Source organism: Microbacterium sp. SORGH_AS_0888, assembly GCF_030818905.1.
Classification (GTDB): domain Bacteria; phylum Actinomycetota; class Actinomycetes; order Actinomycetales; family Microbacteriaceae; genus Microbacterium.
The window spans coordinates 2173651-2196059 of sequence record NZ_JAUTAZ010000001.1 but is presented as its reverse complement, the minus strand read 5'-3'; the positions used below and the strand labels follow the sequence as shown (position 1 = coordinate 2196059).

Genomic DNA, 22409 nt, shown 5'->3' with positions numbered 1-22409 from the left:
CCCGGGATTCACCGGGCGGGGGTCGATTCGTTTCCGGTGGTGCCGCCGCCCGACGTCAGACCCTCCGTCGCTCTCGACGCGAACCCGCTCGTGCCCGGATGGTGAGCACGGCGCCGACGAGCGCGACCGTCGTGCCGCCCAGGAGCAGCGGCCACGTCGGCGGGCTCCCCGTCTCGGCCAGGTTCCAGGTGCGGATGTCGATGAGGGGACCGGCCGCGCCGTCGCCGTCGGCAGTGAGCATCTCCGGTGACGCCGAGGCGATGAACCGTGCCGTCAACGCCATCCCCCCGTCCCGTGCGGTGCTGGATCGTGCGCGGTCCAGCACCCCCTCGACATCGACGGCCGCTCCCTTCGGGACGGTGCCGAGGTAGATCACGTGCCCCGTGATCGCGCCGAGGGTGGTCGTGGGCACGGTGGGAACGCCGTCCACGCGGATCGACGCGGCCAGGTCGTGTGCGAGCGCAGGATCTGCGCTGACGTCGCCCAGGACGAGCGCGATCCCGACCGTCGCGCCGGAGGTGTTGCGAACGCGGGAGCTCCAGCCCGCCCGCTCGCCCGGGGCGGGCATCTGCAGGTGCACGCGGGCAGGCTCGGCCTCGATCATGTGCGCGTCGTCGCGCGGTGCGTCCGGCTCGATCGCGTCGAGAACGGTTCCCGAGTCGCCCGGCGGCGCGGTGTCGATCAGTGCCGAGCTGAGGAGCGCGGTCAGGGCGAGCACCCCGGACGCCGAGACGAGCGTTCTGCGGGCGGCGGAGGTCTTCGCGGTGCGTTCCTCCGCCGCGGCGGCCGGATGCGGCGGAGACCACACCGGGTACCCCAGGGCGATGCCCCCGATGACGAGGATTCCGAGCAGCGATCCGCTGCGCATCTCCTCCCGCGCGCGCCCCACGAGCACGACGCAGTCGCGGCACTCGAGCGCGTGGAGCCGGAACCTCTTCTCCTCACGTCGGCCGATGGTCCCCGTGACGTGCTTCGCGATCAGCTCCACCGGGATCCCGCAGGAGACCGAGCTCTGTGCGAGGAACGCGGTGAGGTAGTTCGTCCGCAGGCGTTCGCGCGCACGCTGCGCCCTCGTGGTGACGTTCGTCGGACTCATCCCGAGCAAAGCGCCCACCTCGCTCGCGCTGCGATCCTCCACCGTCATGAGCCAGATCACGCGCCGGTCGAGCTCGGTGAGCGCGTCGAAGGCCCGGCGGGCGAGCGCCACGGTCTCCTCCGCGCTCACCGCATCCGAGATCGCGACCGGGAGATCGAGGTGCTCGTTCGGCGCCACCGTCTCCTGCTGACGGGATCGGAGCACCCGCATCGCGAGGTTGCGCGTCACGGCGAACAGATAGGGCCGGAGATCGACCACGTCGGCCGCCCGCTCCGGAGGCATCGACAGGACGCGATGGAAGGCGTCGGCGACGAGGTCGTCGACATCGCTCGGCGCGACGCCGAGACGGCGGGCGTACCGGGCGAGCTCCGGAGCGACACGGGGATACAGCTCGGCGACGCGTCGGACGAGCTCGTGGGGTTCCTCTGCCACGGAGGAGGGTCCTTCCGGTAGCGGCCCCGTCGCTCGGCGGATCGGGCGCGGAAGGAGCCGTCGTCTCGCGACGGCTGGGCAGCGGTCCCCGATAAAACCTTGTCGTCGCTCAGTTGTATTACTGAGACGCTACTAGGTTTTCTCCGAAGGGGCCTTGCGCGGAAACTTCGCCGAACGATGTGACGGAGCGCCGCGGGATGACTCTCACACCATGACGAGGTCCGCGCTCGGTCGCGGATCGGGGCGGTGACCGACGCCGCCGCGGTCGTCCTCACAGGGAGGGGAGTCCACCATGCACCGCAGTCGGCAGGGGATCAGCCGGCTGGCGCTCGCGTCGGGCGGGCTCCTCGCCGTCGGCGCTCTCGCGACGGTCGCAGCCGTCGTCGACTACGCCGACGTGTACGTCGAGCTGGACGCGGACCGCAACGGATTCGACATCCGGGTCGCCGGGAGCACGGAGCCCGGCTGGGAGCCGACCGACGAGAGCTGGGATCAGGGAAGCCCTGACGCGTACGAGGTCGCGCTCGACGCCGGCACGGCGCTCGCTCCGGGAGGATCGCTCGCGCTGCGCATCGCCGTCCACAACAGCAGCCAGCGGCTTCCTGCGCTCCTCTCCCTGACGATCCGTGACCCGAGTCCGCGCGGCTTGGCGACCGACCCTGCGACGGGCCGCTACCGCGAGCTGTTCGATCAGGCGGTCTTCACGGTGAGCGAGGGCGGCGAGCGGCTCCTCGATCGGGTGCCGGCGCACGCGCTGGAGACCTACACCTGGCCCATGCCTTTGGCCGCGGACGCGCAGGTCGTGCTGGATGTCGAGATCGGACTCCCCGAGAGCGTCGACAACCGGTGGCAGGAGGCGACCACGACGGTGCAGTTCCACTTCACCGCGGAGAACTCATGACCGGGCCCGTCGTCGGACGCCGTGCCCTCGTGGAGACGGGAGCCCGTGGTGCCCGCCGCGGGCGTGCGTCCATGCGGGCTTGGCGCTCAGCGGGCCCGAGCCCGCTCGTACAGCCCGTCATAGGCCGCGGCGAGCACGCGCGGGTAGTCGACGCGGTCGGGGAGGGCGGCCCACTGGTTCCGGATGCCGTCGTTCAGGGCGATGACCTCGAGCGTCAGCTGTTCCGGGTCGACCCACGACGCGAGCTCGCCGGCGTCGATCGCGCGCGCGATGGTCGGGCGCAACCAGTCCAGCGCCGCGCTCAGGAGAAACGTGTCTCGGCCCGACACGGGGCTGCCCTCCGCACGGTAGGCGGCGCTGAGCATGACACGGAAGCGCACCAGATCGGGGTCCTCTACCGAGCGCCTCACCATCTCGAGCGTCGCATCGAGGAACTCGCGGAAGGTCGCGGGCGGAATTGCCACCGCGCCGTACTGGACCGCCTCACGATGCTCTGCGACGGCGAGGAAGAGCTCGCGCTTCGACGAGAAGTGGTGCAGGACGCCGGCATCCGTGACGCCGGCCGCTGCCGCGATGTCGGCGATGCGTGTCGCGTCATAGCCCTTGCGGCCGAACTCCCTCAGAGCCGCCCGGATGATCTGCCCACGACGGGCATCACCACGGGCGAACCGTCCGTCCGCATCGCGCGCCTCCACCGTCAAACCCTACGAGACGTCTCTCGCCGGGCACCACATCTGGTCATCCCGGGAGTGGCTGTGCGGGGCAGGTCTCCAGGACGCGCGCCATGGCGTCGTGCTCCGCCGGCGTCACCCACAGGAGGTAGGTCGTCTTGACGGCGATCTGCCGCGCGACGTACGCGCAGCGGAAGCCCTTGTCGGCAGGCAGCCAGGTCGCCGCATCGCCGTCGCGCTTCTGTCCGTTGGCCGCACCGCTGACGGCGAGCAGGTTGAGCGGATCGTTCGCGAACTCGGCTCGTCGCGCGGGGGTGAGGCGCTGCGCGCCGGTCTGCCACGCGTCCGACAGCGCCACCACGTGGTCGATCTGCACGCGGTCCGAGGTGCCCTGGCCTCGGACGAAGGCGATATCGGCGCCCGTGTAGGGATCGTGCAGCGTGCCGGAGGCGACGGTGCAGGAGCCGGAGCGGACGACGTCGCTCAGATCGCGAGCGAGGATGTCGTTGCGTGTGTCGCACCCGTTCCGGTCGAGGTCCCGCCAGCGCTCGCCGAACTCGGCGCGCTCGTAGCCCGTCTGCGGAGCCCGCCCTTTGATCTCGAGCGCCCCGAGCGCGCTGAGCGCGGTCGGGGCTCCGTGCGCCTCCCCTCCCCTCGGGATCGCGAGGAGGCCGGCGCAGAACACGGCCGTGGCCAGAAGCATCGCGGCCAGCAGTGACATGGCGGACCGGCGTCGACCCCGGGTCGCGTGCGCGATGCTCGACGCACCGTGCAACCCCTCGCCTGCCTCTTCCATCTTCCCGAGTCAGCCTAGGGAGGCGCTCGGCGTGCGCCGAGCGCGCCACGCCCGCGGCCGAAGCTGAGTGTTGGGTATGCGTCGGACGGGACCCGCGTGACCCCGGTCCACAGAGGCGTATCGTTGTCCGTGACGCATCCACCCGTTCCCCCGCGTGGCGGATCGTTTTCCGGCCCCCTCCCGCTCCCCCCAGCGCTGGAGGGGGCCTTCTCTTCGAGGCGATCCGCCCGCCCCCGCCTATTGAGTGCGGGTCAAGAGACGTCGCGTTTCGCTCCGACAGCCAGTAGAGTGTTCGCTGTCACGCCCGGCGTGACATATCCGGGGGGATCCGTCGACGCCCGGGCCTATGAGCGTCTGCTCGGCCCGGGCGTCGAATGGTTAACGCGCCTCCCCGGTTAACGTCCGCCGTCGGGCGTGCAACGTTTATGTCACCATACGTGTGCTATCGGCTCCGGACGGCTACGGTGGGAGATCAAACACCGGTGCAGTGGGTGCCGGCTGGTACAGAACGGCATTGCATGAGCACGACAGGTACGGTCAAGTGGTTCAACTCGGAGAAGGGCTTCGGCTTCATCGCTCCGGATGAGGGCGGCGCCGACGTCTTCGCGCACTTCAGCGCGATCAGCGGCAACGGCTACCGCTCTCTCGAGGAGAACCAGCGCGTCGAGTTCGACGTCGAGCAGGGCCCCAAGGGCCTGCAGGCGGCGAACATCCGCGCGCTGTAAAAGGCGTCTGAGAAGAAAAGGGCCGGGGGCATCGCTCCCGGCCCTTTTCCCATCCGTCGTCAGGAGCCGCCGCGAACGATCTCGAGGCCCGCGCCGGCGAGCTGCCCCACGGTCGCGGTGGGCAGGAAGGCCCGCGTGAGAGCGAGGCCGATGCGGGTGAGGTCGCTCTCGTCGCGATAGAGCAGGTACATCGTCTCGAACCGCGGATGGAACTTCTGCTTGAACCGGTGCAGCGACTGGAACCCGTAGAGGGGCTCGAGCGAGTCGGCGAGTCGTGAGCTCAGGTCGGCGATGATCCCGGCGCCTTCCGGGTAGTCGTGGGCGAGGGGCGCGCCCGACAGCGACATGATGTGGGCACCCTCGTCGGAGAACGTCTTGGCCGACGAGCCGATGAGGTACTCCATGACGGGCCCGAAGCCGCCCTCGCGACGCCGCATGAGGTCGAGCGTCCAGCCGTGGATCGTTCCCTCTGCGCCGTAGATCGGCAGCCACGAGAGGAATCCGTCGACATCGCCGTTGGGGGCGACGGCCAGCGCGAGCCGCACCTCCGGATCCTTCGCCTCCGTCAGGGTCCCCAGCGTGAAACCCATCTCCGGCAGCCCTTTGTCCCCGACCCAGCTGTCGGAGATCGCGTGGAGCTGGGCACGCACGCCCCAGCTCTCGTCGCGCAGGTGGGTCAGACGGAACGACATCCCCTCGCGCTCCGCGCGATTGAGGGAGGTCCGGATGCTGCCCCATGCCTTCCCGGTGAACTCCAGGCCCGGCAGATCGACGATCGTGTCGTCCGCGACGATGAGGCTCCGCCAGTCGTCGGGGACGGCCGCGCGCGTCGCCTCGCTCGCGCTGAAGAAGCAGGGGACGAGACCCGAGCGCTCGGCGTCCGCCACGAACTCCGCGACCGCGTGGGCCCGCTCCGCCTCCGGGCCGAGCGGGTCGGCGAGGGCGAGCGCGACGCCGACGCGCCGCTGGTATGCGACGATGCCCGATCCCACGCGGGCGTAGTGCATGCCGTCCCACGTGGTCATCCACGACAGCGTGCCGCCGCCGTGCGCGTGCAGCATCGCGCGTGCCTCGGCCGCATCCGGTGCGGGCGGGTGCCCGATGTCCGCCTTGCGGTGTGCTCGGAAGGCCTTGCGCACCCAGACGAGGTAGAAGAGCAGCAGCACCCAGAGCACGCCCGTCGCCAGCGCCAGGGTCACGCCGCCCTCGAAGGTGGCGTCGGTGTCCGCGAAGCCGAAGACCGCGACCGCGAGCGCGAGGACCGCGGCGAGAGCGATGTTCAGGGCAGCGAGGATGATCGCCAGCACCCATGCCCACCGGCGTCCGCGGCGCAGGCCGTTGGCGAGCGCGACGATCACGGCGACGTCGAGCGCGACGTCCCACGACCACCCCTCGGCCGGGCCGGAGGATCCGAACGGGCCCTGCGTGGAGACCAGCAGCACGATGATCTCCATCACCGCGAACACGGACAGCGAGACGAAGGCGATGAGTCGCTGCTCCCGCAGCGTCGTGCGCTGGATGCGCAGGGAACGGTCGACGAACAGGACGAGCAGCACCGCGAGGATGTGCTCGACGTCGTCGATGCTGCCCCAGAACACCATCGTGACGAAGACGAACGCGAGCAGCACGATCCACGCACGGACCCGCCAGGGCTGGACGAAGAGGGCGATGGCCGCCGCGATGCAGGCCATGACGCCTCCGGAGGGGCCGACGTCGAGCATCGACGCCTGGGTCACCGCCCACGGCCAGCCCGTGGCCGCGAGCAGCCAGATCAGGAGGGCCGCCCCGAGCACGGAGAACAGCTGACCGCCTGCGAAGTACGCGAGGGCGACCTTCCAGCCGCGTCGGAGCTCGAGGTAGGCCATGCCCCAGAATCCCGCGATCACGACCGGATAGATCCACGGCTGCGAGGCGAAGAAGGTACCCGTCACGGGCGTCCACCAGCGCCCCTCCTCAAGCGCAGGCAGTCCGTAGGCGAGGGCGTGCCACAGATCTCCCCCGGCGAAGGGACGCCAGAGCGCGGCCGTGAGCGCACCGACCAGGAGGAAGGCCGCGACGATGGTGAGGGTCGCGGGGATGCGTCGCGTCAGCGCGAGCGGGCTCCGGCGGGGGCGGGCGGCATCCGTCATGAACGACACCCTAGCGACGGCTCAGGACGGGTCGTCGGTCAGGAGCAGGAGAGCCCGCAGCTGTGCGACGTCGTCGACGGCCGCCTGCGCGCCGTCGGCCTCGTGCGGCCAGCTGAAGCCCCACCGCACGAAGATGACTGGCACTCCGTTGGCGGTCCCGCCGTCGACGTCGTGGTGACGGTCGCCGATCAGGACCGGCCGGGAGACGTCCGCGCCGGCCGCCTGCATCCGTCGCAGCGCCTCGGCGACGATGTCGGCCTTGTTCGCGAGAGTCTTCTCGTCGGGGGTTGCGCCCGTGATGGCCGCGAGGTGCTCGGCCAGTCCGAAGTGCGCCATGAGCGCCGCGACCTGGACCTCGGGCTTCGAGCTGGCGGTCCCCTGCGGGACGCCTGCCGCGTCGAGGTCGGCGATCAGCTCGGCCACGCCGGGGTAGAGCTTCACGTCGGTCGTGTACCCATCGGCCTTGCCGAGCGCCCGGTAGAAGGTGACGGCGTCCGCGGCGCCCTCGGGCGTCATGCCGGCGTGATGCTGGAACGACTCGTACAGGGGCGGTCCGATCCAGTGCACCAGCTCCGCACGGGTGGGTGCCGGGAGCCCGAAGTGCGTGAGGGTCACGCTGAGCCGGCGGAGGATCCCGTCGGAGGCGTCGACGAGTGTGCCGTCGACATCCCACAGGATGCACGAGAACGGAGAGCGCTGAGTCACCCCTCCACGCTAGTGGGCGGACCAGCCGGTGGCTCGGCGGCCCGTGCCGAGCCACGCGACGACGGCTCTCGCACGGTGTCCGTGCGCCGCCCGTCCGACGAACGTGCTCTCCGTTCCTTGTGCACTCGGCCGATGACGGCGGCGTGCGCCGCCGGGCAGCCTGGCCGTGCGGTTGTGAAACAGATCACCCATGGCACAGGGAAGGGGCTCGCACGACGTGGCAGACCTCGAGGAAGACAGCGAACCGATCCCGGTGCCCCGTCTCGCCGTCATCAGTCATGGACCGCTCGACATCGACGCTCACCTCCGCCATGTCGAGGAGCCTTCGATCGGTGCGGTGGTGACGTTCGTCGGGCGGGTTCGGGACCACGATCCGGATGCTGCGGGCGCCGTCACGATGCTCGAGTACTCCGCGCACCCCGACGCAGAGGAGGTGCTTGCCCGACTGGCCGTGCACGCAGCGGGAGACACCGGGGTACTGGTCGCGGTGAGCCATCGGGTGGGGCGGCTCGCGGTGGGGGATCTCGCCGTCGTCATCGCGGTGGGTGCCGCCCACCGCGCCGCTGCGTTCGATGTCTGCCGAACGCTCATCGAGTCGATCAAGACCGATCTGCCGATCTGGAAACGGCAGATCCAGTCCGATGGCACCGCGACCTGGCAGGGCCTCGGCGGATGAGGGCTGCCGGGCTGCGTCGCCGTGCGGCTCAGTCGGTGGGCGCGTCGGGGAATGCCGCGGCGACCCCGGGGTTGGTGACAACGCCCGAACGGACGTTGAGCCCCTTGGCCAACGCGGCGTCGCGCGAGGCGGCGGTGTCCCATCCGGCGTCCGCCACTGCCAGGACATAGGGCAGCGTCGCGTTGGTGAGCGCTTGCGTCGAGGTCGCCGGGACGGCGCCCGGCATGTTCGCGACGCAGTAGTAGAGCGAGTCGTGGACGGCGAAGGTGGGGGCGTCGTGGGTCGTGGGGTGCGAGCCCTCGAAGCATCCGCCCTGGTCGATCGCGATGTCCACGAGCACCGAGCCGGGCTTCATCCCCGCGACCATCTCGTCCGTGACCAGCTTGGGTGCGGCTGCGCCGGGGATGAGGACCGACCCGATCACCAGGTCGGCCTGCGCGACCGCCTCGGCGACCGCATAACGGGTCGAGTGGCGCGTCTGGAGCGCGCCGCCGTAGCGGTGCTCCAGCTCGCGCAGCCGGGGGAGGCTCACATCCAGCACGGTGACCCGAGCGCCGAGCCCGAGGGCGTTCGCGGCCGCGTGCTCGCCCGCGACGCCGCCGCCGATCACGACGACGTCGGCGCGCGGAGTGCCAGGCACCCCGCCGAGAAGCGTTCCCCGGCCCCCGTGGGCGCTCATGAGGGTGTGCGAGCCGACCGTGATCGACAGACGTCCTGCGACCTCGCTCATCGGCGTGAGCAGCGGGAGCGACCGGTCGCCCAGCTGCACGGTCTCGTAGGCGACGGCCGTCGTCCCGGCGGCCAGGAGTGCGTCGGTGAGGGGGCGATCGGCCGCGAGGTGCAGATAGGTGAACAGCGTGAGGTTCTCGCGCAGGTAGCCGTACTCCGGGGCGATCGGCTCTTTGACCTTGACCACGAGATCCGCCTCCCCCCAGACGTCCGCGGCATCCGACGCGATCGTCGCCCCCGCGGCGGCGTAGTCGGAGTCGTCGATGCGGGAGCCCTCGCCTGCCCCCGCCTGGATGAGCACGCGGTGTCCGCGCGACGCGAGCGCGTCGACGCCCGCCGGCGTGATGGCGACGCGCTTCTCGTTGTTCTTGATCTCGGTCGGAATGCCGATCCTCATGTGACTGTCCTCCTCCGGGCGATGGTGTTCCGTGCGCGCTCTCGGCAACTCTCGCGCTGGAGCGGGCTAACAGTGACAGATTCTTCGTTACAGCGATGTAAAACCGTAGAATCTACGAAATCCGCCGTGAGAGAGGAGCAGAGACGGAATGGACACCTCCGGAATGGCCGATCCGGCGAAGGGTCTGCGGAGTCCCGGTGCAGGAGCGTCGGCGGGCGTGCTGGACGACATCGACCGCAGCATCGTCGACATCCTGGCCGACGATGCACGGATCACGAATGCGGACCTGGCCGCACGGATCGGCGCGGCCCCGTCGACGACGCACGCGCGGGTGCGCGCCCTCGTGCAGCGGGGCGTGCTCACGGGCTTCCATGCGGGCATCGACCATCGACGTCTCGGACGTGGACTTCAGGCCATGGTCGGTGTGACTCTGCGGCCGGGTGCGCGCCACGACAGCATCCTGGCCTTCACGGAAGAGGTGCGACGTCTCCCGCAGGTCCTCCAGGTCTTCTTCCTCGGCGGCGCCGACGACTTCCTCGTGCACATCGCCGTCGAGGACGCCTCGCAGCTGCGGGAGTTCGTCGTCACCCATCTGTCGGCCCAGGCGTCGGTCGCCACGACCCGCACGAGCATCATCTTCGAATACCACCGCAACGCCGTCGCCGCATCCTTCGCCTGAACGGTCGGTCCTGACGGCGTCCCGCGCACGCTCCCTGTCTTCGGCGGCTCGGCTGGAAGCTCGCCCGCTGGTCGATGAACGCCGCGAGGGCCCGGCTCGTAGCGTCGGCAGAGGCCGTCGAGGTGCCGGAGCTCCCGGACGTCGAGATCATGCGATTGACCATCTCCGGCGGCATGGCGCGGCTCGCGTGCCCCTTCCGGGTGACCAGTCGGGGCGTGCGCCCCTGATCTCCCACGTGCCGGCCGCCGGGGCATGCCGACGTGCTTCCGACCGCCGGCTCCGCGTGCTCCGTCTTCGGCGATTCGGCCAGCCTGCCGTCCAGAAGTTCGCCTCCTGGTCAATGGACGCCCTGACGGCGCGACCATAGCGTCGTCACATGCCGTCCTTCGGTTGCGGCGGTGTGCAGGAAGGACTGCGTGTGGATGCTGCGGCACAGTCGCCTCGCCCCGAGGGCGGGCGCAGCGGGACCGGTGACATCGTCGACGTCATCCCCGAGCGAGCGGAGGCGCGTATCGACATCCGGACCGTCCCGGGAGACGAACGGGAGGTCGTGGACGCGGTGCGCGCCGTCGTCGGTGAGGGGGTGTCGGTGGAGATCCTGCACGAGGACGCGGGGCTCGAGAGCCCCGCGTCCGGCGAGCTCTACGACGCGATCCTCGCCGCCCTGGCCGCGCACGATCCGGACGCCGACGTGGTGCCCTGCCTGGTGCCGATCGGCAGCGACAACAAGGCGCTGGCGACCGAAATGCTCGGCGCGTCGGCGTCGGGGGTGCAGGCTGGGTACCGGGGCCGGCACGCCGACGAGCGCGCCGGCCGGCTCACCCCCGACGCGGTCGCCGACACATCGGGTCCGACGGGGGAGAAGGAGAGAAGAGAGACATGACCTACGGAGAGATCCGCGCACTCGCCACCGCGGCCGATGTCGCCGCCGAGGCGGCGCGAGACGCGATCGACACCCTCGCCGCCGCGATCGAGCGGCACGGCAGCGCCGTCTGGGTGCTGGCCGGCGGCAGCTCGCCCATGGCGGCGTACCGCATCATCAGCAGCGAGCACTCCGACGCCGTCGACTGGTCGCGGGTGCACGTGCTCATCGGGGACGAGCGCGCAGTGCCGCTGGACGACCCCGATTCGAACTGGGGCACGATCGCGCCGGTGCTCCTCACGGCGGGGCTCGACGCCGTGATCCGGCTCCGGCCGGAGGTGGAACGTCCCGCGGAGGAGGCCGCTCGCCGGTACGCCGACGTGCTCTCCGCGCTGCCGGCGACCGCGTCCGGCGCGCCGCGCCTGGATCTGGTCTGGCTCGGCGTGGGCGAGGACGGGCACACGCTCTCCCTGTTCCCGGGGCACCCCGATTTCCGCCCCACGGACGAGCTCGTCGCCGTCGTGCACGACTCGCCGAAGCCGCCGCCGACCCGTATCACGCTGACGCTCGCCGCGATGGCGGGCGCGCAGCGCGCCGTGGTCTTCGCCACCGGAGCGGCCAAGCGGGAGGCGCTCGCCGAAGCCCTCGCCGAAGGACAGCTGCCGATCGCGGTCGTCGCCGGTCGCGTCGTCGATGCGGGCGGAGAAGTCGTCTGGCTGTTCGACGAAGCCGCGAGAGGGTGAGCGGCCGGGCGCCTCAGAACAGCGTGGGAACGCCGGAGGCGACGCCCTTCATCCCGTCGTAGTCGAGCGTGACGCAGCGGATGCCGCGGTCGGTGGCGAGCACCTTCGCCTGCGGTTTGATCTCCTGCGCCGCGAAGACTCCGCGCACGGGTGCCAGGTGCGGGTCGCGCCCGAGGAGCTCGAGGTAGCGCGTGAGCTGCTCGACGCCGTCGATGTCGCCGCGTCGCTTGACCTCGACCGCGATCGTGCCGCCCGCAGGATCCCGCAGCAGCAGGTCCACGGGCCCGATCGCGGTGGGGAACTCGCGGCGGACGAGGCTGAGTCCCTCGCCGATCAGCTCGACCTGCTCCGCGAGCAGGCGCTGCAGGTCGGCCTCGACGCCGTCCTTCACGAGGCCGGGGTCGACGCCGAGCTCGTGCGAGGAGTCGTGCAGGACCTCGTAGATCTGCACGCGCAGCGCGTCGCCGGTCTTCTTGTGCGTCACGCGCCAGACCTCGACCACGCCGGCGCCGGCCTCTTCCTCGCCCGGTTCCTCGGTCGCGAGCGAGCAGGGAGGCGACATCCAGTTCAGCGGCTTGTACGACCCGCCGTCCGAGTGCACGAGCAGCGACCCGTCCCCCTTGTGCACGAGCAGTCGGGTGGCGAGGGGGAGATGCGCGTTGAGTCGACCAGTGTAGTCGACGGAGCAGCGGGCGATGACGAGACGCACCGCTCTACGGTACCCGCGTGACGCGCCCGCGGCGTCCTCAGCGGCGCCCGGCGCCCACCTGCGCGCCGGGGAGCGGCTTCGCGGCCCCCGAGAAGAGCCCGGATGCGGCGACCAGCACCACGAGGATGTACATCGTGTTGAGCAGTCCGATGTGCTCGCTGATCACCCCGAGCACCGGCGGACCCGCAAGGAACGCGATGTAGCCGATCGTGGCGGCGGCGCTCACCCGCGCGGCAGCGCGCGCGGGGTCGTCGCCGGCCGCCGACATCCCGAGCGGGAAGCCGAGCGATGCGCCGACGCCCCACAGCGCCGCGCCCACGAACACGAGCGGGGTCGAGGGGGCGAGGATGAACAGCAGCAGTCCCGCGGCCGCGGCGACCGCGAGCAGGCGCAGCACCGCGACCCGGCCGAAGCGGTCCACGAGCGGACCTCCGAACACCCGCACGACGGCCATGCTCACCGAGAAGACCGCGAGGCCGAGCGCGCCGAGCTCCTCCGGTGCGCCGTGTCCTTCGACGACGCCCAGCGCGAGCCAGTCGTTCGCGCCGCCCTCGGCGAACGACATCCCCAGCATGACGACCCCGAGCGCATAGGTGCGCGGCTCGCGCCACGCCGACAGCGACTCGGAGAGGCGCGTGCGCCACCCGGGTCCCTCGCTCGGCGACGGGTCGTCGGCCGCCTGCCGCGGCGGCACGTTGGACACGCTCACGACCGCGACCACCACGATCAGCGCCGCGACGAGAGCGAGGTGCGCGAGGACCGTGAGCCCGGCCGCGATGAACGCGACGCCGAGGCCGGCTCCGAGGACGGTGCCGAAGCTGAAGAACGCGTGGAACAGCGGGAGGATCGTCTTGCCCGACTGCTCCTCGATCGCCGCTCCCTCCACGTTCATCATGACGTCGAGGCACCCGTTGCCGAAGCCCCACATCACGAGCCCGACCACGACGACGGGCACGGAGTGGAAGAGGTCGGTGCCCACGCCGATCACGGCGATGCCGATGCTGAACAGCAGCATCATCGCGAGCATGCCGCGACGCGCGCCGAACCTCGCCAGCACCAGCGAGCTGACCGAGAGGCCGATGATCGAGGCCAGGCCTCCGACCAGGAGGAGCGCCCCCACCTCGGTCTTGCTGATCTCGAGCGAGAGCTTGATCGCGGGCACCCTCGATGCCCAGGTAGCGATGCTCAATCCGCTCGCGAGGAAGATCGCGAAGGTCGCCGTACGCCATCGGACGAACTGGCTCCGGGTCGGCGTCACATCCATCCGGCGATCCTACCGAATCGATTCGACGGCCGAGAACACGTACGATCGGACCATGAGCGTGCGAAGGGCCACGATCGCCGACGTCGCCCGCGAGGCGGGGGTGTCGCCGTCGACGGCCTCGGTCGTGTTCAGCGGCAAGACGCCCGTGTCCGACGCGACGCGCGAGCGGGTGCTGGCGGCCGCGGCCGAGCTGGGCTACGCCGGACCGGACCCGCGGGCGGCGTCGCTGCGCCGCGGACGATCGGGCATCGTCGGGGTCGTGTTCACCGACCGCCTCGGCACGGCGTTCCTCGACCCCGTCACGACCGTGATGATGGACGGCCTCTCCGACGGCCTGGCAGATCTCGGCGCGAGCCTGCTCCTCCTGCGCGACGACCCGGACGGCGGCGGCGCGGCCCTCAGCTCCGCGCCCGTCGACGCGGTCGTGCTGGTCGGCTGCAGCGCGCGGATGCGGGAGGCCCTCGACACCGTGCGCAGTCGCGGGCTGCCGGTCGTGGTGATCGAGGGGGACGCGGGCGACGGCGTGCCGCAGGTGCGGCTCGACAACCGCGAGGGGATCGCCTTCATCGCCCGTCACCTGTTCGAGCTGGGCCATCGCGACGTCGTCACCGTGACCCTCGGGCTCGACGTGCGGCGCGAGGCGGGCTGGGTGCCCGACCCGGATGCGGTCGCGATCACGATCGACGTGACCCGCGACCGTCTCGCCGGGGTCCGCGACGTCTTCCCCGACGCCCGGGTGTACTCCACGCGCTCCAGCCTCATCGATGAGGGCTACGCCGCCGGCCGGGCGATCCTCGCGCGCGAGCCGCATCCCACCGCCGTGATCGCGCAGAGCGACCTGCTGGCTGCGGGCGTCGTGCGGGCCGCGACGGATGCGGGCCTCCGGGTTCCCGAAGACCTCTCCGTCACGGGCTTCGACGGGGTCGCCGTGGACGGCATCGCGCCCCTCACCCTCACGACGATGGTGCAGCCCGCCGCCGAGAAGGGTCGCGCCGCAGGGGCCGCGATCACGGCGATGCTGGCCGACGCCCCGCCCGCCAGCATCCACCTCACTTCCGTATTCCGTCGCGGGGATACATCCGCCGTCCCGCGCGCGGCACCCCCAGCCGCCCCATAGAATAGAGACACAACCCCGATCGCCTGAGTCCGGAACACGCTCACCCCCGTTCTGGCCGACGACCCCGAGGAGGCCGCATGCTGGTCCTCCTCGCCGCGTTCGCCCTCGTGCCGCTCGTCGTGCCGTGGCTGGTCTCGCGGCTCGGGGCGCGCGCCTTCTTCTTCGCCGCGGCCCTTCCCGCGATCGCCTTCGTGCACACGGCGGCGCAGGCGCCCGTCGTGCTGGCCGGCGGCGTGCCGTACGAGACCTTCGAGTGGATCCCGGGCCTGGACATCCAGCTGTCGATGCGCATGGACACCCTCGGCTGGGTGCTCGCGCTCGTCGTGACGGGTGTCGGCATGCTCGTGATGCTCTACTGCCGGTGGTACTTCGACGGCAAGAAGGCCGGGATCGGCCAGTTCGCGGCCGTGCTCCTCGCGTTCGCGGGAGCCATGTACGGGCTCGTGCTGACCGACGACATCGTCGTGCTCGTCATGTTCTGGGAGATCACGAGCGTGCTCTCCTACCTCCTGATCGGCTTCTACCACGCGCGTGGCGCGAGTCGCCGCGCGGCCCTCCAGGCGCTCCTGGTGACGACCCTCGGCGGGCTCGTGATGCTCATCGGGGTCGTGCTGCTGGTGGTCGCGGCCGGCACGACGAGCCTCTCGCAGATCCTCTCCGACATGCCGACGGGCCCGGTCGTCGACGCCGCGCTCGTCCTCGTCCTCGTCGGCGCGCTCAGCAAGTCGGCGATCTTCCCGTTCCACTTCTGGCTCCCCGGTGCGATGGCCGCGCCGACGCCGGTCAGCGCCTACCTGCACGCGGCCGCGATGGTCAAGGCGGGCATCTACCTCATCGCCCGCTTCGCGCCCGTCTACGCCGTCGCGGCGCCCTGGCGACCGCTCGTCATCACGCTCGGGGTGTTCACGATGCTCCTGGGCGGCGTGCAGGCGCTCCGCGAGTACGACCTCAAGCGCATCCTCGCGTTCGGCACGGTCAGCCAGCTCGGATTCCTGACGGTGGTGCTCGGGTTCGGAACGCGGGATGCGGCCCTCGCCGGCCTCGCGCTGCTGGTCAGCCATGCGCTGTTCAAGTCCTCGCTCTTCCTCGTCGTCGGCATCATCGACCACCAGGTGGGCACCCGCGACATCATGGAGCTCTCCGGGCTCGGCCGCCGGGCGCCGGTGCTGGCGACGTTCGCGATCGTCGCGGTGTGCTCGATGGCGGGCGTGATCCCCACGATCGGCTTCATCGCGAAGGAGGCGGCTCTCACCGCCCTGCTCGAGGACGGCTCGGGCTGGGCGGTCGTGGCACTGATCGGCGTGCTGGCGGGCTCGGTGCTGACGGCGGCCTACGGCATCCGCTTCGTCTGGGGCGCGTTCTGGCGCAAGACGGATGTCGCGGACACCGAGTGGCCGCGCCCGCCCATCGGTTTCACGGCCGTGCCGGTCGCGCTCGCCGCCCTCACGCTCGTGAGCGGTCTGTTCGCCCCTTCGCTGGATGCCGCGTTCTCCGGTTACGCCGACACGGCGCCCGCGCACGGCGAGCACGTGTACCACCTCGCGCTCTGGCACGGCCTGGAGCCCGCGCTGTTCCTCTCGCTCGGCTCGCTCGTCCTGGGCGCGCTCGTGTTCTGGCTCGCGCTGCGGGTCGGCTGGGCCGAGCGACCCCGTGCGCTGCCGTTCACCGCGGTCGGCGCGTACAACCTGGCCGTGCGCGGCGTCGCCCGGCTGTCCGTCGCGACGACGACCCTCACGCAGCGCGGCTCGCTCCCGATCTACGTGGGCACGATCTTCCTCGTGTTCGTCGCGGCGCAGGGCACCGCGCTCCTCGCCGGCGACGAGTGGCGGATCGCGCTCGACGCCTGGCAGTCGCCGGTCCAGCTGGCCGTGGCGCCGGTCATGATCATCGCCGGCATCATCGCGGTGCAGGCGCGCAAGCGCTACTCGGGCGTCGTCCTGGTCTCGGTCACCGGTCTCGGGATGGTGCTGCTGTTCGCCACCAGCGGTGCCCCGGACCTCGCGCTCACCCAGATCCTGGTCGAGACGGTGACGCTCGTCGCCTTCGCCCTCGTCCTGCGGCGCATCCCCTCTCGGATGGGCGACCACAACGCGTCCGTGGCCCCCATCGGGCGTGCGGTCCTCGCGGGAGCCGTGGGACTCATGATGGCGCTCGTGGCGATCGTGGCCACCGGCGCGCGGGTCGCGGAGCCCGTGTCGAACGCCTTTCCGGAGCTGGCCTACGACCTGGGGCACGGGCGCAACGTCGTCAACGTCGCCCTCGTGGACCTGCGCGGCTGGGACACCATGGGGGAGCTGTCGGTGCTGATCCTGGCGGCCACCGGTGTCGCCTCGCTCGTGTTCGTCACGCACCGCGCCGACACGCTCTCGGACTTCACCCGGCCGCTGCAGCGGGTGCCGAGACGCCGCCCCCTGCTCGAGACCGAGGAGGGCCTGCGCCCGCAGACCGCGGGGGTCACGGGGCGTCGCGCCTGGCTCGTGGGCGGTGCCAGGGTCAGACCGGAGAATCGGTCGATCCTGCTCGAGATCGTCGTGCGGGTGCTCTTCCACTCGATCGTCATCGTGTCGCTGTACGTGCTCTTCGCCGGTCACAACCTCCCCGGCGGCGGCTTCGCCGGCGGCCTCATCGCGGGGATGGCCCTGGTCATGCGCTACGTCGCCGGCGGCCGCTACGAGCTGGGGGCGGCAGCGCCGGCGGATGCGGGCCGGCTGCTCGGCATCGGCATGTCGCTCGCGGTCGGCTGCGCGATCGTGCCCCTCTTCTTCGGTGCCGCGCCGCTCACGAGCGCGTTCTTCGAGGCGGAGGTTCCCGTGCTCGGCCACATCGAGTTCGTCACGTCCACGATCTTCGACATCGGTGTCTACCTCGTGGTGATCGGACTCGTCCTCGACGTGCTGCGCAGCCTCGGCGCCGAAGTCGATCGGCAGTCGGCCCTCGAGCGGGCGGTGAGCCCGTCATGAACGTCTCCTTCGTCCTGATCGTCGTGATGGCGGTGCTCTTCGCCTGCGGCGTCTACGCGATGCTCGAGCGCAGCCTCACCCGGGTGCTCATCGGCTTCCTCCTGCTCGGCAACGGGGCCAATCTGCTGCTGCTGATCGTGATGGGCGCCCCGGGCACCGCGCCCTTCTTCGGCGCCGCCGACAAGAGCACGTTCTCCGACCCGCTGCCCCAGGCGTTGACCCTCACCGCGATCGTCATCACCTTCGCGGTCTCCGCGTTCCTGCTCGCCCTCATCTACCGCTCGTGGCAGCTCGGCCAGGCGGACACGGTCGAGGACGATGCCGAGGACGTCGCGCTCCGCGCCCGCGGGACCGAGACCGACGAGTCCATGGACGAGGAGATCACGGACGAGGACGACGACGCGACGACCGACTTCGTCGACATCGACACCTCGCCGATCACCCTCCTCGGCAGCAAGGACGTCGCGGGCATCCGTGACGACGCCCCCACCGACCGCGGCCCCGAGGGGGAGACGCTGTGACCGCGCTCGTCCCCCTGCTCGTGACCCTGCCGCTGATCGGCGCGGCGGCGACACTCGTCTTCGGGCGATACCGCCGCGTCCAGGTCGGCGTCTCGCTCGTCACCCTGACCGCCGTCATGGTGATCGCCGCGGTGCTGCTGGTCGCCGTCGACGACGGCGCTCCCATCGCCGTCGCGGTCGGCGGCTGGCCGATCCCGTTCGGCATCGTGCTCTACGTGGATCGGCTCGCGGCGCTGCTCGTGCTCATCTCGAGCGTCGTGCTGCTGGCGGTCCTCCTGTTCTCGGTCGGACAGGGCGCCGCGGACGGCGACGACGACACGCCGGTGTCGATCTTCCACCCCTCCTACCTGATCCTCTCCGCCGGCATCTTCAACGCGTTCATCGCGGGAGACCTCTTCAACCTCTACGTCGGGTTCGAGATCCTGCTCGTCGCCTCCTACGTGCTGATCACGCTCGGGGGAACCGAGGCGCGCATCCGGTCGGGCGTTGTCTACATCGTCGTCTCGCTCGTCTCGTCGATCCTGTTCCTCGCGGCGATCGCGATGATCTACGCCTCCCTCGGCACCGTGAACATGGCGCAGATCGCCGAGCGCATGGGGGAGCTGCCGCAGGACGTCCAGCTCGTGCTGCATCTCATGCTGCTGCTCGCGTTCAGCATCAAGGCGGCCGTGTTCCCCCTGTCCTTCTGGCTGCCGGACTCCTATCCGACGGCACCGGCGCCCGTCACCGCGGTCTTCGCGGGGCTGCTGACGAAGGTCGGCGTGTACGCGATGATCCGCACCGAGACGCAGCTGTTCAACGACAACGACGTCAACGTGCTGCTCATGATCGTGGCCCTCGCGACCATGATCGTCGGCGTTCTGGGCGCCGTCGCGCAGGCGGAGCTCAAACGCATCCTGTCGTTCACGCTCGTGAGCCACATCGGCTACATGGTGTTCGGTCTCGCGATCGCGACGCCCGCCGCGATCGGCGCCACGATCTACTACATGGTGCATCACATCGTGGTGCAGACGACGCTGTTCCTCGCGGTCGGGCTCGTCGAGCGGCGCGCGGGCACGACGTCGATCCTCAAGCTCAAGGGGCTGATGACGGGCGCGCCTCTGATCGCGGTGCTCTACTTCATCCCGGCGGTCAACCTCGGCGGCCTCCCGCCGTTCTCCGGGTTCATCGGCAAGTACGCCCTGTTCGAGGCGGCGGCCTCGGTCGGCACTCCGCTCATGATCGTGCTGATCGTCGCGGGCGTGGTCACGTCGCTGCTCACCCTCTACGCGCTCATGCGGGCGTGGAACCTCGGCTTCTGGCGCGAGGACGAGGACGACGCGGCCGAGCGCGAGACCGAGGCCCGCGTGGGCTACCTCGGTGATGCTCCCGCCGCAGCCGTGCAGACCGAGCGTCGGGCGATCCCCCGGGTCATGACCGCCGCGACCGCCAGCATGGTCGCCATCACGGTCGCGCTCACGATCTTCGCGGGACCCCTGTTCGACGTGTGCGAGCGCATCGGCGCGGCGCTGCTCGAGCCGGTCCACCTCGTGCAGCTCCAGGACGACGCGGGGGGAGGGCACTGATGTCCCCCGACAAGAAGAGCATGGTCGCCCAGGTCTGGCGGCAGCTGCCGTTCTTCGTCTGGCTCATCGCGCTGTGGATGCTGCTGTGGGGCCAGTTCACGGTCGTCGCCTTCCTCACGGGGCTCATCGCGGCCGTCGTGGTCACCCGCGTCTTCCAGCTTCCTCCGGTGGAGCTGTCGGGCCGGGTGAACCTCTGGTACGGCCTGGTCTTCGTCGTCGCCTTCGTGGGCGCGCTCATCCGCGGCTCGCTGACGGTGGCGGTGCAGGTGCTGGACCCCCGTCGCTACCCGGGGACGGCGGTCATCGCGGTGCCGCTCGTGATCGACGACGACGTGATCCTCGCGCACACGGCGGTCACGGCGTCCCTCATCCCCGGATCCCTCATCATCGACGTCGACCGCGATCGGCGCGTGCTGTACCTGCACGTGGTCGGCGTGCGATCTGAGGCCGACGTCGAGGCGCAGCGGCAGAGCGTGCTCCGGTGGGAGCGGCGGATCGTGAACGCGGTCGGCTCGCGCGCACAGGTCGCCCGGATCAGGGAGGCGGTGTCATGAGCATCCTGCTGGCGGTGATCTACGTCGTGTTCGCGGTCGCCGCGCTCATCACGCTGTGGCGGATCGTGGTGGGGCCCTCGATCCTGGACCGCGCCGTCGCCTCCGACGTCCTGCTGACCGAGATCATGTGCGTGCTCGGGGCCGACATGGCGATCAACCATCACACGCGCACGCTCCCCGTGCTGCTCGTGATCGCCGCGGTCGGCGTGTTCGGCTCGATCTCGATCGCCCGGTTCGTGGCGCGGAAGGACGGTGACCAGCGATGATGATGCCGACCCGGACGTCGGAGGGGATGTCGCTGGCCGGGTGGCTGGATGCCGCCTCCCTGGTCCTGATCCTCATCGGCGCCCTGCTGTGCCTGACGGCGGCGATCGGGCTGGTCCGGTTCCGCGACGTGCCGACGCGTCTGCACGCGGCGACCAAGCCGCAGGTGCTGGGGCTCGTGCTCATCTGTCTCGCGATCGCGCTGTCGCTGCGATCGTGGCCCGTCGTGGCCTTCCTGATCCCGATCGTGCTGATCCAGCTCGCGACGGCCCCGCTGTCGGCGCACATGGTGGGGCGCCAGGCCTACCGCAACGGCACGATCGACCAGAGCTCGCTCCTCGTCGACGAGCTCGCCGAGTCGCGACGCACTCCGCCGGCCGCGGGCGGCTGACCGGCACGCACCCGCCGGCCGCGCGACCTCGTGCGCGGCAAGCCGTGCGTCATCCCGGGCCCGTGCGCACCGGGCGGCGGCGGTGCCGGCGCGACCCGGCGGCGGCCAGTGCGACTCCCGCGACCAGCAGCATCCCCCCGAGCGCCGGCGGCGGCCCCCGGATCGGCGCCCGTCTCCGGCAGCTCGTCGCCGGCATCCCGCCATCCGCCCGGCGGCGCGGCGTCGAGATCGCTCGTCGCCCAGAACCGCACTGTCACCCGCCCGGACAGGGACTGGTCCGTGTCGGCGCGATCGCGGATGACGACGCCCTCGACCGCGGCCGACTCGCCGGGCTCGAGGCGCCCGACCGACATGCTCCCCCGCGTCTCGGCGAGGGGGACGGGGGCGCCGAGAGCAGCCCCGTCGCGGGACAGGAGAAGGCGCGGTCGCTCGCCGGTGGGCGAGCCGGGGGCGACGACCTCGGCGTACAGAGCGACGGTGCTCGTGCTCGAGCTCGTCACGCGCGCCGTCCAGGAGGCGCGCTCACCCGGCGCGGGCATGGTCAGCGCGACCAGCTCGGGGTCCGCCTCGATGCGCACGCTCGCCGCGTCGACGCCGAGCGACCAGGAAGAAGGCCGCGCGAGCGTGCCCGAGAGGGGGAGCAGCGCCACCGTCACCAGTCCGGCCAGCGCGAGGACGCCGCCCGCGGCGAGGAGCGGTGCCCGCCGTCGCGGGCCCGTGTCCGGCAGCGCGAGCGCGAGCGCGGTGTCGCCTCGGGCGAGCGTTCCGCCCGCGGCGAGCACGAGCAGCAGGATCGTCAGCAGTGAGCCGGATCGCAGCTCCTCGCGGGCGCCGCGTTCGAGTCGGGGGCAGATCGCGCATCCCGCGACGTGCCGGCGGTAGGCCGCGGCGTCCCGTCTGCTGGCGCGATCGGTGGCGATCCGCGCCAGCAGGCGGACGTCGATGCCGCAGGCGGGCGGGGTGAGCTCGAGATAGGAGCGCACGTACTCCACGCGCAGGGCGGCGCGAGCACGATGCAGGATCGTCGATGCGTGCGAGGCCGTCACGCCGATCAGGCGGCCGGCCTCGGCAGGGGTGCGGTCCTCGACCAGCATCGCCAGCAGGACGGTGCGCTGCGTCTCGTCCAGCGCGCCCAGCGCCTGCCGGGCGAGTGCGAGCGAGCTGCGCGCGGCGAGCCGCTGCGTGTCGTCGGGAACCGGGCGATCCAGCGTCTCGTCGTCGGCTGCCACGGTGCGCGTGGCAGCCGACTGCGCCCGGCGCACGAGGTGCCGCGTCGTCGTATAGAGGTAGGCGCGCAGGTTGTGGATCGCGATGAGTCGTTCCTCGGTGAAGGCGAGCACGGTGGCGAAGGCCTCGGCGACGGCGTCCTCCGCGGTCGCCGGGTCGGCTCCGAGCTGCCGCGCATAGCTCCGCAGGGCCTCGGATGACGCGGCGAACTCGTCGGCGACGCGGCGGAGAGTCGTGACCGTCAACGGATGTCGATGCTCCTTCCGGGGTGTGCTGCGGACGATGCGCACATTAGC

22 protein-coding genes are annotated in these 22409 nt (G+C 71.2%); 13 read left to right on the top strand and 9 right to left on the bottom strand.

Going from position 1 to position 22409, the window contains the following annotated elements:
• Positions 1-55: 55 nt before the first annotated feature.
• Positions 56-1528 carry a sigma-70 family RNA polymerase sigma factor gene (locus QE381_RS10620; protein ID WP_307217997.1) on the bottom strand — a complete coding sequence of 491 codons (1473 nt, stop codon included), beginning with the start codon at positions 1526-1528 and terminating at the stop codon, positions 56-58.
• Between the two features lie 292 nt (positions 1529-1820).
• Between QE381_RS10620 and QE381_RS10615 the strand changes: the two genes are divergently transcribed.
• A complete protein-coding gene (locus QE381_RS10615) occupies positions 1821-2429 on the top strand; it encodes a hypothetical protein (RefSeq protein ID WP_307217995.1) in 609 nt (202 codons plus the stop codon).
• 86 nt (positions 2430-2515) lie between these two features.
• Here the strand turns inward: QE381_RS10615 and QE381_RS10610 are convergent, their stop codons facing one another.
• Both QE381_RS10610 and QE381_RS10605 read right to left on the bottom strand, forming a co-directional pair.
• The gene (locus tag QE381_RS10610) at positions 2516-3124 is read right to left on the bottom strand and encodes a helix-turn-helix domain-containing protein (RefSeq protein WP_307217993.1); all 609 of its coding nucleotides are present in this window, start codon (positions 3122-3124) and stop codon (positions 2516-2518) included.
• 43 nt (positions 3125-3167) lie between these two features.
• Complete coding sequence (locus tag QE381_RS10605) at positions 3168-3821, bottom strand: HNH endonuclease family protein (protein WP_307217991.1); 654 nt, start codon at positions 3819-3821, stop codon at positions 3168-3170.
• Positions 3822-4414: 593 nt separating this feature from the next.
• Here QE381_RS10605 and QE381_RS10600 point away from each other — a divergent pair.
• Positions 4415-4621: a cold-shock protein gene (locus QE381_RS10600; protein WP_307217989.1), complete on the top strand. Its 207-nt coding sequence runs from the start codon at positions 4415-4417 to the stop codon at positions 4619-4621.
• 59 nt (positions 4622-4680) lie between these two features.
• Here the strand turns inward: QE381_RS10600 and QE381_RS10595 are convergent, their stop codons facing one another.
• Both QE381_RS10595 and QE381_RS10590 read right to left on the bottom strand, forming a co-directional pair.
• On the bottom strand, positions 4681-6750 hold the full coding sequence (locus QE381_RS10595; RefSeq protein ID WP_307217987.1) for a bifunctional lysylphosphatidylglycerol flippase/synthetase MprF: 2070 nt from the start codon (positions 6748-6750) through the stop codon (positions 4681-4683).
• Positions 6751-6771: 21 nt separating this feature from the next.
• A complete protein-coding gene (locus QE381_RS10590) occupies positions 6772-7455 on the bottom strand; it encodes an HAD hydrolase-like protein (protein WP_307217986.1) in 684 nt (227 codons plus the stop codon).
• 190 nt (positions 7456-7645) lie between these two features.
• Here QE381_RS10590 and QE381_RS10585 point away from each other — a divergent pair, with 190 nt between their 5' ends.
• Positions 7646-8131 carry a molybdenum cofactor biosynthesis protein MoaE gene (locus tag QE381_RS10585; RefSeq protein ID WP_307217984.1) on the top strand — a complete coding sequence of 162 codons (486 nt, stop codon included), beginning with the start codon at positions 7646-7648 and terminating at the stop codon, positions 8129-8131.
• Between the two features lie 28 nt (positions 8132-8159).
• Here the strand turns inward: QE381_RS10585 and ald are convergent, their stop codons facing one another.
• Entirely contained in the window at positions 8160-9257 is a 1098-nt protein-coding gene (gene ald, locus QE381_RS10580; RefSeq protein WP_307217982.1) for an alanine dehydrogenase, read from the bottom strand.
• A gap of 148 nt (positions 9258-9405) precedes the next feature.
• Here ald and QE381_RS10575 point away from each other — a divergent pair, with 148 nt between their 5' ends.
• The 3 genes from QE381_RS10575 (at position 9406) to pgl (ending at position 11541) form a co-directional block, all read left to right on the top strand.
• Entirely contained in the window at positions 9406-9936 is a 531-nt protein-coding gene (locus tag QE381_RS10575; protein WP_373426932.1) for an Lrp/AsnC family transcriptional regulator, read from the top strand.
• Between the two features lie 376 nt (positions 9937-10312).
• Complete coding sequence (locus tag QE381_RS10570; RefSeq protein ID WP_307217980.1) at positions 10313-10819, top strand: hypothetical protein; 507 nt, start codon at positions 10313-10315, stop codon at positions 10817-10819.
• On the top strand, positions 10816-11541 hold the full coding sequence (gene pgl, locus QE381_RS10565; RefSeq protein ID WP_307217978.1) for a 6-phosphogluconolactonase: 726 nt from the start codon (positions 10816-10818) through the stop codon (positions 11539-11541). Before QE381_RS10570 ends, pgl begins: the two co-directional genes overlap by 4 nt.
• Before the next feature lie 13 nt (positions 11542-11554).
• Here the strand turns inward: pgl and nucS are convergent, their stop codons facing one another.
• On the bottom strand, positions 11555-12250 hold the full coding sequence (gene nucS, locus QE381_RS10560) for an endonuclease NucS (protein ID WP_307217976.1): 696 nt from the start codon (positions 12248-12250) through the stop codon (positions 11555-11557).
• A 37-nt stretch (positions 12251-12287) separates the two neighbouring features.
• Complete coding sequence (locus QE381_RS10555; RefSeq protein ID WP_307217974.1) at positions 12288-13514, bottom strand: MFS transporter; 1227 nt, start codon at positions 13512-13514, stop codon at positions 12288-12290.
• Between the two features lie 52 nt (positions 13515-13566).
• Between QE381_RS10555 and QE381_RS10550 the strand changes: the two genes are divergently transcribed.
• The 7 genes from QE381_RS10550 to mnhG all read left to right on the top strand — a co-directional run bounded on the left by QE381_RS10550 (position 13567) and on the right by mnhG (position 20886).
• Positions 13567-14631, top strand: coding sequence for a substrate-binding domain-containing protein (locus QE381_RS10550; protein ID WP_307217973.1), 1065 nt, complete (start codon positions 13567-13569; stop codon positions 14629-14631).
• A 77-nt stretch (positions 14632-14708) separates the two neighbouring features.
• Positions 14709-17591, top strand: coding sequence for a Na+/H+ antiporter subunit A (locus QE381_RS10545; RefSeq protein ID WP_307217971.1), 2883 nt, complete (start codon positions 14709-14711; stop codon positions 17589-17591).
• Positions 17588-18112 (top strand): Na(+)/H(+) antiporter subunit C, encoded by a 525-nt coding sequence (locus QE381_RS10540; protein WP_307217970.1) that lies wholly within the window; start codon positions 17588-17590, stop codon positions 18110-18112. Before QE381_RS10545 ends, QE381_RS10540 begins: the two co-directional genes overlap by 4 nt.
• Positions 18109-19677, top strand: a complete 1569-nt coding sequence (locus tag QE381_RS10535; RefSeq protein WP_307217968.1) for a Na+/H+ antiporter subunit D — start codon at positions 18109-18111, stop codon at positions 19675-19677. The genes QE381_RS10540 and QE381_RS10535 overlap by 4 nt, the downstream gene beginning before the upstream one ends.
• Positions 19677-20231 (top strand): Na+/H+ antiporter subunit E, encoded by a 555-nt coding sequence (locus QE381_RS10530; protein ID WP_307217966.1) that lies wholly within the window; start codon positions 19677-19679, stop codon positions 20229-20231. The genes QE381_RS10535 and QE381_RS10530 overlap by 1 nt, the downstream gene beginning before the upstream one ends.
• A complete protein-coding gene (locus QE381_RS10525; protein ID WP_307217964.1) occupies positions 20228-20497 on the top strand; it encodes a monovalent cation/H+ antiporter complex subunit F in 270 nt (89 codons plus the stop codon). The genes QE381_RS10530 and QE381_RS10525 overlap by 4 nt, the downstream gene beginning before the upstream one ends.
• Positions 20494-20886: a monovalent cation/H(+) antiporter subunit G gene (gene mnhG / locus QE381_RS10520; RefSeq protein ID WP_307217962.1), complete on the top strand. Its 393-nt coding sequence runs from the start codon at positions 20494-20496 to the stop codon at positions 20884-20886. Before QE381_RS10525 ends, mnhG begins: the two co-directional genes overlap by 4 nt.
• Here mnhG and QE381_RS10515 read toward each other — a convergent pair.
• On the bottom strand, positions 20799-22358 hold the full coding sequence (locus QE381_RS10515; protein ID WP_307217960.1) for an RNA polymerase sigma factor: 1560 nt from the start codon (positions 22356-22358) through the stop codon (positions 20799-20801). The two genes, mnhG and QE381_RS10515, sit on opposite strands and share 88 nt — an antisense overlap.
• Between the last annotated feature and the right edge of the window lie 51 nt (positions 22359-22409).